This window comes from Rhizobacter sp. P3_C12 (assembly GCF_056402735.1).
Window position 1 is genome coordinate 24,707 of the sequence record NZ_JBFUGW010000028.1, and the last position, 12,777, is coordinate 37,483.

General features: G+C 67.4%; 11 protein-coding genes and 1 tRNA gene. 3 read left to right on the forward strand and 9 right to left on the reverse strand.

Going from position 1 to position 12,777, the window contains the following annotated elements; translation table 11 throughout:
- Nucleotides 1-31 precede the first annotated feature (31 nt).
- Together secA and AC1DXV_RS07285 are read right to left on the reverse strand one after the other, a co-directional pair.
- Complete coding sequence (secA, locus tag AC1DXV_RS07280; RefSeq protein WP_477933041.1) at nucleotides 32-2,785, reverse strand: preprotein translocase subunit SecA; 2,754 nt, start codon at nucleotides 2,783-2,785, stop codon at nucleotides 32-34.
- A 215-nt stretch (nucleotides 2,786-3,000) separates the two neighbouring features.
- A complete protein-coding gene (locus AC1DXV_RS07285; RefSeq protein WP_477933042.1) occupies nucleotides 3,001-3,951 on the reverse strand; it encodes a M23 family metallopeptidase in 951 nt (316 codons plus the stop codon).
- A 16-nt stretch (nucleotides 3,952-3,967) separates the two neighbouring features.
- Here AC1DXV_RS07285 and AC1DXV_RS07290 point away from each other — a divergent pair, with 16 nt between their 5' ends.
- Nucleotides 3,968-4,285, forward strand: a complete 318-nt coding sequence (locus AC1DXV_RS07290) for a DciA family protein (protein ID WP_156154650.1) — start codon at nucleotides 3,968-3,970, stop codon at nucleotides 4,283-4,285.
- A 33-nt stretch (nucleotides 4,286-4,318) separates the two neighbouring features.
- Here the strand turns inward: AC1DXV_RS07290 and AC1DXV_RS07295 are convergent.
- The 6 genes from AC1DXV_RS07295 to petA all read right to left on the reverse strand — a co-directional run bounded on the left by AC1DXV_RS07295 (nucleotide 4,319) and on the right by petA (nucleotide 8,575).
- A tRNA-Thr gene (locus AC1DXV_RS07295) sits at nucleotides 4,319-4,394 on the reverse strand.
- Between the two features lie 14 nt (nucleotides 4,395-4,408).
- Nucleotides 4,409-4,951 carry a ClpXP protease specificity-enhancing factor gene (locus AC1DXV_RS07300; RefSeq protein ID WP_477868637.1) on the reverse strand — a complete coding sequence of 181 codons (543 nt, stop codon included), beginning with the start codon at nucleotides 4,949-4,951 and terminating at the stop codon, nucleotides 4,409-4,411.
- 14 nt (nucleotides 4,952-4,965) lie between these two features.
- Nucleotides 4,966-5,577, reverse strand: a complete 612-nt coding sequence (locus AC1DXV_RS07305; RefSeq protein WP_047500858.1) for a glutathione S-transferase N-terminal domain-containing protein — start codon at nucleotides 5,575-5,577, stop codon at nucleotides 4,966-4,968.
- 116 nt (nucleotides 5,578-5,693) lie between these two features.
- On the reverse strand, nucleotides 5,694-6,467 hold the full coding sequence (locus AC1DXV_RS07310) for a cytochrome c1 (protein WP_477933044.1): 774 nt from the start codon (nucleotides 6,465-6,467) through the stop codon (nucleotides 5,694-5,696).
- Nucleotides 6,468-6,499: 32 nt separating this feature from the next.
- Nucleotides 6,500-7,900, reverse strand: coding sequence for a cytochrome b (locus AC1DXV_RS07315; protein WP_477933046.1), 1,401 nt, complete (start codon nucleotides 7,898-7,900; stop codon nucleotides 6,500-6,502).
- A gap of 27 nt (nucleotides 7,901-7,927) precedes the next feature.
- A complete protein-coding gene (gene petA / locus AC1DXV_RS07320; RefSeq protein WP_465111197.1) occupies nucleotides 7,928-8,575 on the reverse strand; it encodes a ubiquinol-cytochrome c reductase iron-sulfur subunit in 648 nt (215 codons plus the stop codon).
- A gap of 189 nt (nucleotides 8,576-8,764) precedes the next feature.
- Between petA and mscL the strand changes: the two genes are divergently transcribed.
- Nucleotides 8,765-9,190, forward strand: a complete 426-nt coding sequence (mscL, locus tag AC1DXV_RS07325; RefSeq protein ID WP_477873742.1) for a large conductance mechanosensitive channel protein MscL — start codon at nucleotides 8,765-8,767, stop codon at nucleotides 9,188-9,190.
- A gap of 161 nt (nucleotides 9,191-9,351) precedes the next feature.
- Nucleotides 9,352-12,033: a DUF1631 family protein gene (locus tag AC1DXV_RS07330; RefSeq protein ID WP_477933048.1), complete on the forward strand. Its 2,682-nt coding sequence runs from the start codon at nucleotides 9,352-9,354 to the stop codon at nucleotides 12,031-12,033.
- Nucleotides 12,034-12,089: 56 nt separating this feature from the next.
- Here AC1DXV_RS07330 and pdxA read toward each other — a convergent pair.
- The coding region (pdxA, locus tag AC1DXV_RS07335; RefSeq protein WP_477933050.1) for a 4-hydroxythreonine-4-phosphate dehydrogenase PdxA at nucleotides 12,090-12,777 on the reverse strand (688 nt) is incomplete at its 5' end.

Consider the following 12,777-nt stretch of genomic DNA (forward strand, 5'->3'; position numbering starts at 1 on the left):
AAGGCTCCGTCGTTTGCTGCGTCAGGTCAAGTCAGGCCAATTTGCCGTGGCACTGCTTGTACTTCTTGCCGCTGCCGCACGGACAAGCATCGTTGCGGCCGACCGGCGGGAAGCCGCTTGCCAGCCGGGCGAGCGCTGCGGCGTCCGGGTCCTGCGACACGCTGCCATCCTCGTTCGGGTGCGTGTAGGTCACGTTGCTGATGGCCTCGGCACGCTCCTCGATCGCCTCGGCGGCCTGCGCCACCTGCTCCTGCGTCTGCACGCGCACCGTCATCAGGATGCGGGTCACGTCCATCTTGACGACGTCGAGCAGCTGGCTGAACAGCTCGAAGGCCTCGCGCTTGTACTCCTGCTTCGGGTTCTTCTGCGCATAGCCGCGCAGGTGGATGCCCTGGCGCAGGTAGTCCAGCGCCGCCAGGTGCTCGCGCCAGTGCTGGTCGATCTGCTGCAGCAGGATCATCCGCTCGAACGGCAGGAACTGCTCGGCACCGACGATCGCGAGCTTGGCCGCGAACGCCTCGTGGCCGGCCTTCACCACCATCTCGACGATCTCGTCGTCGGTGATCGCCTGGCTCTTCTCGACGTGCGCCTTCACCGGCACCTCGAGCTGCCATTCGTCGCGCAGCGTCTTCTCGAGCGCATCCAGGTCCCACTGCTCCTCGACGCTCTCGGCCGGCACATAGGTGCGCACCACGTCGGTCAGCGTGCTCTCGCGCAGGCTCGACACCTGGGCTTCGAGCTGCGGCGCCTCGAGGATGTCGTTGCGCTGCTGGTAGATCACCTTGCGCTGGTCGTTCGACACGTCGTCGTACTCGAGCAGCTGCTTGCGCACGTCGAAGTTGCGCGCCTCGACCTTGCGCTGCGCGCTCTCGATGCTGCGCGTGACGATGCCAGCTTCGATCGCCTCGCCCTCGGGCATCTTCAGCCGGTCCATGATCGCGCGCACGCGGTCGCCGGCGAAGATGCGCATCAGCGGGTCTTCGAGCGACAGGTAGAAGCGCGACGAGCCCGGGTCGCCCTGGCGGCCCGAACGGCCGCGCAGCTGGTTGTCGATGCGCCGCGATTCATGCCGCTCGGTCGCGATGATGCGCAGGCCGCCGGCCGCCTTCACCTGGTCGTGCAGGCCCTGCCATTCGCTCTTCAGCGTCTCCGAGCGCGCGAGCTTGTCGGCTTCGACGATGCCGTCGTCGGCCTCGATCAGCTGGATCTGCTTCTCGACGTTGCCGCCCAGCACGATGTCGGTGCCGCGGCCGGCCATGTTGGTCGCGATCGTGATCACGCCCGGGCGCCCGGCCTGCGCGACGATCTCGGCTTCCTTCGCGTGCTGCTTGGCGTTCAGCACCTGGTGCGGCAGCTGCGCCTTCTGCAGCAGCGTGGAGATCAGCTCCGAGTTCTCGATCGAGGTCGTGCCCACCAGCACCGGCTGGCCGCGCTTGACGCAGTCGCGGATGTCGTCGATGACGGCGTTGAACTTCTCCTTGTTGGTCTTGTAGACCAGGTCGAGCTCGTCCTTGCGCACCGTCGGCCGGTTCGGCGGGACGATCACCGTCTCCAGGTTGTAGATCTCCTGGAACTCGTAGGCCTCGGTGTCGGCCGTGCCGGTCATGCCGCCCAGCTTGCCGTACATGCGGAAGTAGTTCTGGAAGGTGATCGACGCGAGCGTCTGGTTCTCGCTCTGGATGTCGACGCCTTCCTTGGCCTCGACCGCCTGGTGCAGGCCGTCGGACCAGCGGCGGCCCGTCATCAGCCGGCCGGTGAACTCGTCGACGATGATCACCTCGCCGTCCTGCACCACGTAGTGCTGGTCGCGGTTGTACAGGTGGCGTGCGCGCAGCGCGGCGTACACGTGGTGCATCAGCGTGATGTTCTGCGGGTCGTACAGGCTCGCGCCCTCGACCAGCAGGCCGGCCTCGCGCAGGATGCGCTCGGCGTTCTCGTGGCCGTCTTCGGTCAGGAAGACCTGGTGGGTCTTCTCGTCGACGGTGAAGTCGCCCGGCTCGATCACGCCTTCGCCGGTGCGCAGGTCGAGCTCGCCGATCTGCTTCTTCATCTGCGGCACGACGGCGTTGATGCGCACGTAGAGCTCGGTGTGGTCTTCGGCCTGGCCGCTGATGATCAGCGGCGTGCGCGCCTCGTCGATCAGGATCGAATCCACCTCGTCGACGATCGCGTAGGCCAGGCCGCGCTGCACGCGGTCGGCCGTCTCGTAGACCATGTTGTCGCGCAGGTAGTCGAAGCCGTACTCGTTGTTGGTGCCGTAGGTGACGTCGGCGGCGTAGGCGGCCTGCTTCTCCTCGCGCGGCATCTGCGGCAGGTTGATGCCCACCGTCAGGCCGAGGAAGTTGTACAGCCGGCCCATCCATTCGGCATCGCGCCGGGCCAGGTAGTCGTTGACCGTCACCAGGTGCACGCCCTTGCCGGCCAGCGCATTCAGGTAGACCGGCAGCGTCGCCATCAGCGTCTTGCCTTCGCCGGTGCGCATTTCGGCGATCTTGCCGTTGTGCAGCGACATGCCGCCGATCAGCTGCACGTCGAAGTGGCGCATCTTCAGCACCCGCTTGCCGCCTTCGCGCACGACCGCGAAGGCCTCGGGCAGCAGCGCATCGAGCGACTCGCCCTTGGCGTGGCGTTCCTTGAACTCGACCGTCTTGGCCTTCAGCGCCTCGTCGCTGAGCGTCTCGAACTGCGGCTCCAGCGCGTTGATCTGCTGCACCACGACCCGGTACTGCTTGAGCAGGCGGTCGTTGCGGCTACCGAAAATCTGGGTGAGAAGCTTGGGCAACATGCAGCGTCAGGGGTTGGTACGGGAAGGCAGCCGCGGGCTCCCGCGTTGTTTTGCGAACGGGCCGACTCGCGAACCGGCCGACTTCGTGGAGGGCTGGGATGAGCTGAGGGTGCGGCCCGCCTTTACAAGCCCGGCGCACGATCAGCGAAAGCGGCGGATTTTACGGCAAGCGGCCGGCGCCAGCGTGGCCGGGGCGTTGCCGGATGCAGCGGCGTTCAGCGACGGACAGCGCCCTTGGCGGCCGCCTGGGCCCCGCCGGCCAGGAATTTCGCCGGATCCTGCGGCACGCCCTCGACCAGCACCTCGAAGTGCAGGTGCGGGCCGGTCGAGCGGCCGGTGGTGCCGACGTAGGCCACGACCTGGCCGCGCCGGACCAGGTCGCCGGTCTTGACCGCGATGCGCGAGGTGTGCGCATAGCGGGTCACCAGGCCGTTGCCGTGGTCGATCTCGAGCAGGTTGCCGTAGGCCGGGTGCACGTCGGTGGAGCGCACCACGCCGCCGGCCGCGGCCATGATGGGCGTGCCCACGTCGGTCGGGAAATCGAGCCCGGTGTGCAAGGCCGCACGCCCGGTGAAGGGATCGGTGCGGAAGCCGAAGCCCGAGCCGACCTGCACGTCGATCGGCCGGCTGTTGGGCACCATCAGCTGCTGCATGCGCTGCTCGAAGAGGCGCGACTCGACCATCGTGAACAGGTCGGTGCTCTGCTCGGCCGCCTCGTCCAGCGACGACACCATGCCGTTCAGCTGGTCGAACGACGGCGTGCGGGCCGGCACGAACGGGCCGCCCTGTCCGCCGGACACCGCGGCCGGCACGATCTGTTTCAACTCTTCCGGTTTCATACCGGCCAGGCCCGAGACCCGCTCGCCCATCGCCTCGAGCTTGATCAGCTTGGYCTGCATCTCGCCGACCTTCTGCGCCATCGCGTCGAGGTTCTCGCGCACGAAGCGGTCGCGCTGGGCGAATTCATCGCGCACGACCAGCCGGACGATCTGGCTGACCACCGGCCAGCCTTCGCGGGCGGCCTTCAGGAACACCACGTGGTAGATGGTGCCCGACAGCAGCATCAGCACCAGCGCCAACCCGACCAGCGCCCCGAAGGCCTGGAAGCGGTTGAAGCGCAACACCCGCGTTCGGGCCAGGGTGCCGTGCGTGATCAGGATCTGCATCGCTAAACTCCTTCCGGTGAAACCGAAGACATCCCCGGTCACCCCCAACGCCTTGCGCATCGAAGAGGCCCTGAGCCGAAGTGCGCCTCTGGCTCACTTGCAGCGCTTGCTGCAGGAGTCGAATGCACGCTTCGATGCGGTACGAAACTGTCTGCCGCCCACACTGGCCCTGCATGTGAAGCCCGGGCCGGTCGACGATGAGGGCTGGTCTCTGCTTGCGGCCAACTCTGCGGTCGCCTCCAAGCTGCGCCAGCTGCTGCCCCGGATGGAGCAGACACTCCACGCCCGGGGCTGGCAGGTTACTGCAATACGGGTGAAGGTTCAATCAACCTGAGGCCTGACGTGTGTCAGGTGGTTGATGGATGGGTGGTGCCCCCGGCAGGAATCGAACCCGCGACCTTCGGTTTACAAAACCGCTGCTCTACCAGCTGAGCTACAAGGGCTTGAGGCGGGAATTCTATTTGATGCGCTTGAGCGCCGGACGCGGCCCGCCACCGCCCGCAGGAGGTTCGGGCGGTTTGTCTTCATCCGACTCGCGGGCCGGCGCGGCAACGGCCGGCTCGGCATGGCCTTCGGTGGTGGCCAGCCGCAGGCCGCCGCCGGCCGGGCGATCGGCCGGCACGCCGTCATCCGACTCGCCGGCCGTCCCGGCCGCCGATTCGCTGGGCATCGGGAACGCCATGCCCTGCCCGTTCTCGCGCGCATAGATCGCGATGACATGGTCCACCGGCACCGCGATCTCGCGCGCAATGCCGCCGAAACGTGCCTTGAACTCGATCATCTCGTTGCCGAGCTGCAGGGCCGTGGTGGCCTCGAAGCTGACGTTGAGCACGATCTCGTTGTTCTTCACGTATTCGGACGGCACCTGCACGCCGCGGCCGACGAACACCGCCAGGTACGGCGTGAAGCCGTTGTCGGTGCACCAGTCGTGCAGCGCACGGATCAGGTAGGGCCGGGTCGACGAGCCGGCGTTGCCCGGTGCCGTGGGAGTGGAGGCCATGCTGGAACCGCGCCTTACTTGCGCATCACCTTCTCGGACGGCGTCAGTGCCTCGATGTAGGCCGGGCGCGAGAAGATGCGCTCGGCGTACTTCAGCAGCGGCACCGCGTTCTTCGACATGTCGATGCCGTAGTAGTCCAGGCGCCACAGCAGCGGCGCGATGGCCACGTCGAGCATCGAGAAGTCGTCGCCCAGCATGTACTTGTTCTTCAGGAAGATCGGCGCGAGCTGGGTCAGGCGGTCGCGGATCTGCGCGCGCGCCTTCTCGAGCTGCTTGTCGTTCGGCTTCAGGCCGCGCGACTCGAGCACGTTGACGTGCGCGAACAGCTCCTTCTCGAAGTTCAGCAGGAACAGCCGCACGCGCGCGCGCGCCACCGGATCGCCCGGCATCAGCTGCGGGTGCGGGAAGCGCTCGTCGATGTACTCGTTGATGATGTGCGACTCGTACAGGATGAGGTCGCGTTCGACGAGGATGGGCACCTCGTTGTACGGATTCATCAGCGCGATGTCTTCGGGCTTGGCGAAGAGATCGACGTCGCGGATCTCGAAGTCCATGCCTTTTTCGAACAGGACGAAGCGGCAACGATGCGAGTAAGGGCAGGTCGTTCCGGAGTAAAGCACCATCATGGTGGTGGCTCCTTGGAGGCAGAGGTCAAAACACAAACGCAGCAGGCATGCCTTCGGGCAGCCCGCTGCGTCATCGACCCGGGCCGTCGTGCGGCCCAGGGCGCGAAATCACATCGTTATTTCACGTCTTTCCAGTAAACCGCGTTCAGGCGCCAGGTGATGACGACGAACACGGAGAGAAACAGCAGCACCCAGACGCCGACGCGAACGCGCTGGCCCTGGGCCGGCTCTCCCATCCACTGAAGATAGGCGACGAGGTCGGCCACCGCCTCGTCATAGTCATTGGCGCTCAGCTTGCCGGGCGTCACCTGCTCGAAGCCGGCGAAGCGGTGCACCGACTTCGCCTCGTCGTGCGGGTCTTTCTCTTCGACGAACTTCGCCACGCGCTGGCCCTGCAGTTCCCACAGCGCATGCGGCATCGCCACGCTCGGGAAGGCCAGGTTGTTCCAGCCGGTCGCCTTGGTGTCGTCGCGGTAGTAGGTGCGCAGGTAGGTGTACAGGTAGTCGGCACCCGATCCCTTGCCGATGTCGGCGCGCGAACGGGCGATCACCGACAGGTCGGGCGGCAGCGCGCCGAACCAGTCCTTGGCCTGCTTCGGGTCGAGCGAGGCCTTCATCGTGTCGCCGACCTTGTCGGTCGCGAACAGCAGGTTGGCCTTGATCTGCTCTTCGGTCAGGCCGATGTCGCGCATGCGGTTGTAGCGCATGAAGGCCGCCGAGTGGCAGTTCAGGCAGTAGTTGACGAACAGCTTGGCGCCGTTCTGCAGCGCCGCGAGGTCGGTCGTCTTGGCCGAGGGGAACTTGTCCCAGGCCACGCCGCCCTCCGAAGCCTGCGCCGCACCGCCCACCAGGGCCAGGCTCGCCAGCAGCGTGAGAAGGAGTTTCTTCATGGTGTTCTCTCCGGGGCTCTCGGTGGTGTGGATCAGTGGGCGTGGAAGGTCACGCGGTCCGGCACGGGCTTGAAGGTGCCCAGCTGGCTCCACCACGGCATCAGCAGGAAGAAGCCGAAGTACAGCAGCGTGCCGACCTGCGACACGTAGTTGCCGATTTCCGACGGCGGCTGCACACCCAGGTAGCCCAGGATCAGGAAGAACACGACGAACACGCCGTACACGTACTTGTGCCAGTCGGGGCGATAGCGGATCGACTTGACCGGGCTGTGATCCAGCCAGGGCAGGAAGAACAGGATGATGACGGCACCGCCCATCACCACCACGCCCCAGAACTTGGCATCGAACACGTTCAGCAGCGCGACCGCGATGACCGCCACGATCGCCATCGCGAGCTTGGCGGCGCCGCCGAACTTGCCCTTGAGCAGGGCCGCGACGGTGGCCACGGCGATGATGCCCGACAGCACCTGCACCATCAGCGTGGTGGTCGCGCGCAGCATCGAGTAGAACGGCGTGAAGTACCAGACCGGGGCGATGTGCGCCGGCGTCTTCAGCGGATCGGCCGGGATGAAGTTGTTGTACTCGAGGAAGTAGCCGCCGAACTCGGGCGCGAAGAACACCACCGCGCTGAAGATCAGCAGGAAGCCGGCGACACCGAAGATGTCGTGCACCGAGTAGTACGGGTGCGAGGGGATGCCGTCCAGCGGGTGGCCGTCCGGGCCGCGCCTGGCCTTGATCTCGATGCCGTCGGGGTTGTTGGAGCCCACCTCGTGGAGCGCGATCAGGTGCGCCGCCACCAGGCCGAGCAGCACCAGCGGCACCGCGATCACGTGGAAGCTGAAGAAGCGGTTCAGCGTCGCGTCGCTGACGACGTAGTCGCCGCGGATCAGCAGCGCCAGGTCGGGGCCGACGAACGGCACCGCGGCGAACAGGTTCACGATGACCTGCGCGCCCCAGTACGACATCTGGCCCCACGGCAGCAGGTAGCCCATGAAGGCCTCGGCCATCAGGCACAGGAAGATCGCGCAGCCGAAGATCCACACCAGCTCGCGCGGCTTGCGGTAGCTGCCGTACATCAGCCCGCGGAACATGTGCAGGTAGACGACGATGAAGAACGCCGAGGYGCCCGTCGAGTGCATGTAGCGGATCAGCCAGCCCCAGGGCACGTCGCGCATGATGTACTCGACCGAGGCGAAGGCGAGCGCCGCGTCGGGCTTGTAGTGCATCACGAGGAAGATGCCGGTCACGATCTGGATCACCAGCACCAGCATCGCGAGCGAGCCGAAGAAGTACCAGAAGTTGAAGTTCTTCGGTGCGTAGTACTGCCCCCACTGCTCGTTCCACATCTTCGTGGCGGGGAAGCGGTTGTCGACCCAGGTCATGAGCTTGACGCCCACGGAGGCATTGGCGGGCGCTTGCTTGAATTCAGCCATGTCGTTGTTCTCCGGAGTGCTCGGGGCTCAGGCCTTCTTGTCTTCGCCGATCAACAGCCGGGCGTCGGACAAGTACATGTGCGGCGGCACTTCGAGGTTGTCGGGTGCGGGCTTGTTCTTGTAGACGCGGCCGGCCATGTCGAAGGTCGAGCCGTGGCAGGGGCACAGGAAGCCGCCCGTCCAGTCGTCGGGCAGCGAAGGCTGGGCGCCGGCCTGGAACTTGTCGCTGGGCGAGCAGCCCAGGTGCGAGCAGATGCCCACCACCACCAGGACGTCGGGCTTGCGCGAGCGGTTCTCGTTGCGCGCGTATTCGGGCGTCAGCTCGTCGGGCTTGCGCTGCGAATTGGGGTCGGCCAGCTGCGCATCGTTCTTCGGCAGCGTGGCGAGTTGCTCGGGGGTGCGCTTGACGATCCACACCGGCTTGCCGCGCCACTCCACCGTCTTCTTCTCGCCCGGCTTCAGGTCGCTGATGTCCACTTCGACCGCCGCCCCGGCGGCACGTGCGCGCTCGGAGGGCTGGAAGGTGCTGACGAAGGGCACGGCGGCTGCGACACCCCCGACGGCCCCGGCACCACAGGCGACAGCCACCCAGGTCCGACGGCCTTGATCGACCTGCGGTGCGGTGCTGATCGAACTGCCTTGTTGCTTGCCACCTTGCTCGTTGCTGTCACTCATTGGGGGTCCTTGGCTGGAGACTTCTGGTCACGGGCAACCGAGAATTCTAGCGGACGTGTCAACCCCCGCGCCCGGCGGTGAGGGGCGCGCGCCACTGCGGGCGGACCCTCATTGACGAGGCTTTCGGCTTGACTTCTGGCATTGCTCGGCAATACTGCCGCGCAGCATCCAGAAGAACAGGAGCATCACATGGGATTCGCCACCGAATTCAAGTCGTTCGCGATGAAGGGGAATGTCGTCGACCTGGCGGTCGGCGTCATCATCGGCGCGGCCTTCGGCAAGATCGTCGATTCGATCGTCAAGGACCTGATCATGCCGGTGATCGGCCGACTGGTCGGCGGGCTCGATTTTTCGAACTACTTCTTGATGCTGGCCAATCCCCCGGCCGAGTTCAAGGGCCCGATGACTTACGAGGCGCTGACGAAAGCCGGCGTCCCGCTGTTCGCGTACGGCAATTTCATCACCGTGGCGCTCAATTTCCTGATCCTCGCCGTCATCATCTTCGTGATGGTCAAGCAGATCAACCGCCTCAAGCACGAGGCGCCGGCGGTACCGGCCGCGGTGCCCGAAGACGTGCAGCTGCTGCGCGAGATCCGGGATTCGCTGAAGAAGTGAACGTTCGCGCCGCGGGGCGTGAAATGCTCCCCGCCGGCCACCGTCGCCACGCCGCAACGCGGCGCGTGCCCATTCCGTTTGGGCTCATACTGCAGGTATCTCCGTCCGGACCATCCGTCAGGGCGGTTTCGCCCCGGTCCGCCCATCGGCCCTGTCCGTAGATGAATTCGATCGATCCACGTTCGCAAGCAGCGTTCGACGCCGCCATCAGCCACCTGAAGACGACCACTGCGGCCGTGGCTGATCGCGTGTCGACGCACCTGGGCACGCTGGCATCGGCGGCGATGCGCATCTACGAGCGCGACATCCTGATCACCGCCCAGCTCGACCTGCGCCGCCACATGAGCACCTTCGTGCTGGTGTTCGGCGACACGCTGAGCAAGCGCGTGACGCGCGAGCTGAGCCCGAACCGCGAGAGCGGCCGCAGCCTCGCCGAAACCGACTGGATGTCGCTCAGCATCGTCGGCGATGCCGAGATGGAAGAGCAGATGTCGTCCGACCGCATCAGCCAGGCCATCACGCATGCCTGCGAATGGGAACTGCGCGACATGGCGGCCTACACCGGCGCGCTGCTGGGCATCGGGCGGGCCGACCAGGAACGCAACCCGCTGCGCGGCGAGGTGATGGGCGCCTCGGTGTTCCGCGCCATCGAATCGGTGTCGAACGAGCGCGAGACGCGCAAGGTGCTGGCGCGCGAGATGAGCCTCGCGCTGTCGCGCGCGATGCCCACCTGCTACGGCGACATCCTGAAGGATTTCCGCGCCCGCGGCGTGCAGCCGGTCAGCCTGTCGGTGCGCGGCGTCGAGGGCCCCGGCAACGAACTGGCGCGCGACCGCGTCAACTCCGGCTACTCGACGCTGCGCGACACCGGCTCGTCCGGCAGCGGCAACCTGTACGCCCCGACCACGATGACCGGCGACTTCGACAGCGGCCAGGGCGGCCTGCCCGGTCGCGGCCAGGGCATGCCCGGCGGCTCGTCCCGCGGCGGCTTCGGCGGGCCGGGGGGAGGGAGCGGCGGTGCTGGTGGTAGTGGTGGTGGCCATGCGGGCGTCGGCACGATGGGCCGCCCCGGCACCACCGCGCCCGGCCGCGATGCCGCCGGCCGAGGCAGCACGAGCTTCGGCAACCCGAATGCCGGTGCCGGCCGCTTCACGCCGCGCCCGGGCGTCAGCGCGCAGGCCGATGCGGAGCTGATGTCGCTGATCCGCCGGCTGACCTTCCTCGCGACCCGCCCGGGCGACCTCGGCGGGTCGACCGGCGGTGGCCTGCACACCGGCTCGCCGGGCCTCGGCCGCGCGAGCGCGCTCGGCAGCCTGAGCGGCGCCGTCACCGGCAGCGGCGGCCTCAACGAGGGGCTGTCGGGCCTGATGGCGGTCAACGTGATCCGCCAGCACCGCGACGAGCTGCGCCAGGCCTCGACCGGCTCGCTCGACCACATGGTGATCGACGTGGTCGGCAGCCTGTTCGACCAGATCCTGTCCGACCCGCGCGTGCCGCCGCAGATGGCACGCCAGATCGCCCGCCTGCAGTTGCCGGTGCTGCGCGTCGCGCTGGCCGACCCGAGCTTCTTCTCGTCGCGCAAGCATCCGGTGCGCCGCTTCGTGAACCGCATCGCGTCGCTCGCCGTCGCGTTCGACGACCTCGACGAGGGCGCCGGCAAGCAGTTCATGACGCGGGTGCGCGACCTCGTGCAGGAGATCGTGCAGGGCGACTTCGACCAGATCGACCTGTACGCCTCCAAGCTCGGCGCGCTCGAGACCTTCATCGCGCAGCAGGCCAAGGACGAGGTGCAGGCGAACGCGTCGGCGGTGTCGCTGGTCGATGCGAAGGAATCCGACCTGCGCGTGCAGCAGCGCTACATGCTGCAGCTGCAGGCCGCGCTGAACCCGCTGTCGCTGCCCGACTACCTGCGCAACTTCCTGTCGCAGGTGTGGAGCCAGGCACTCGCCCAGGGCACGAAGTCGCACGGCGTCAATTCCGAGCTGGTGCAGCGCCTCAAGCGCGCCGGCCGCGACCTGGTGATGAGCGTGCAGCCCAAGGGCTCGCCGGCCATGCGCAAGAAGTTCCTGATGCAGCTGCCGCCGCTGATGAAGGACCTGAACGAGGGCATGGCGCTGATCGGCTGGCCCGATGCGGCGCAGAAGGAGTTCTTCAGCAAGCTGCTGCCGGCGCATGCCGATTCGCTGAAGGGCCAGCCGCTGTCGGAGCTCGAATACAACCTGCTGGCCAAGCAGCTCGAGGGCGTGTTCAACACGCCGCTGCCGGAACCCGACGGCCTGCTGCGCGATGTGCCGATGTCCAGCATGGGCGCCGCGCCGATCGAGCCGCACTTCTCGCCCGACGAAGCCAAGCGCATCGGCCTCGTGCAGGAGAGCGCGGTCGACTGGTCGGGCACCGTCGACATCGACCTGACCTCCGACAGCGGGCCGGACACCGAGCCCGGCGCGGGCGGCGGCGACACGATGCCGGGCCCGCTGCACGTGGGCGGCGTCGACATCGACCTCGACCTGTCGCCGAACGAGCCGGCCGAGCCGTCGCACGGCGTGCAGCTGATGGACCACGTGAAGCTCGGCTTCGCGTACCAGATGCACCTGAACGACCAGTGGCAGAAGGTGCGGCTGAGCTACGTGAGCCCGGGGCGCGCGTTCTTCGTGTTCACGCGCGGCAAGCGCCACCACGAGACGGTGTCGCTGACCTCGCGGATGCTCGCGCGCATGTGCGAGACCGGGCGCTTCAAGGCGTTCGAGCAGGCCTACCTGATGGAGCGCGCCACCGCGCGGGCGCGCAAGCAGCTGGCGGCGCTGTCGGCTTCTTCATCGGCGCAGCCGACCACGCGCCATTGAGGTAGCCCGGATGGCAATCCGGGGGTTGTCGGACACATCCCGGATTGGCATCCGGGCTACAGGCGACGCGCCATCTGCAAGGCCGCCAGCAGGCTCGACGCATCGGCCCGCCCGCTGCCGGCGATGTCGAACGCGGTGCCGTGATCGGGGCTGGTGCGCACGAACGGCAGGCCCAGCGTCACGTTGACGCCCTGCTCCACACCGAGGTACTTCACCGGGATCAGCCCGTGGTCGTGCGTCATCGCGACGACCAGGTCGAATTCGCCGCGGCGCGCGCGCATGAACACCGTGTCGGGCGCGTACGGGCCGCTCGCGTCGATGCCCTCGGAACGCGCAGCCTCGATGGCCGGGCGGATGATGCGGATCTCCTCGTCGCCGAACAGGCCGCCCTCCCCGGCATGCGGGTTCAGCCCCGCCACGGCGATGCGCGGCGCCGGCATGCCCCAGCGCGCGGCCGCCTGGCGCGAGATGCGCAGCGTCTGCAGCACCGCGTCGAAGGTCACCGCGTCGATCGCGCGGCGCAGCGACAGGTGGATCGTCACGAGCACGGTGCGCAGCTCTTCGTTGGCCAGCATCATGCGCACCGGTGGCGGTTCACCGGCATCGACCGACAGCGCCTGCAGCATCTCGGTGTGGCCCGGGAACGCGACGCCGGCGGCCGACAGCGCTTCCTTGTGGATCGGCGCGGTGACGATCGCGGAGATCTCGGCGCCGCGCGCCAGCCGCACCGCGTGCTCGATGCAG

Bases quoted from the DNA above. Each gene is read 5' to 3' on its own strand.
- petA (WP_465111197.1), bottom strand. From the start codon at position 8,575: ATGAGTGACAGCAACGAGCAAGGTGGCAAGCAACAAGGCAGTTCGATC.
- secA (WP_477933041.1), bottom strand. From the start codon at position 2,785: ATGTTGCCCAAGCTTCTCACCCAGATTTTCGGTAGCCGCAACGACCGC.
- AC1DXV_RS07300 (WP_477868637.1), bottom strand. From the start codon at position 4,951: ATGGCCTCCACTCCCACGGCACCGGGCAACGCCGGCTCGTCGACCCGG.
- AC1DXV_RS07305 (WP_047500858.1), bottom strand. From the start codon at position 5,577: ATGATGGTGCTTTACTCCGGAACGACCTGCCCTTACTCGCATCGTTGC.
- AC1DXV_RS07330 (WP_477933048.1), top strand. From the start codon at position 9,352: ATGAATTCGATCGATCCACGTTCGCAAGCAGCGTTCGACGCCGCCATC.
- AC1DXV_RS07310 (WP_477933044.1), bottom strand. From the start codon at position 6,467: ATGAAGAAACTCCTTCTCACGCTGCTGGCGAGCCTGGCCCTGGTGGGC.
- mscL (WP_477873742.1), top strand. From the start codon at position 8,765: ATGGGATTCGCCACCGAATTCAAGTCGTTCGCGATGAAGGGGAATGTC.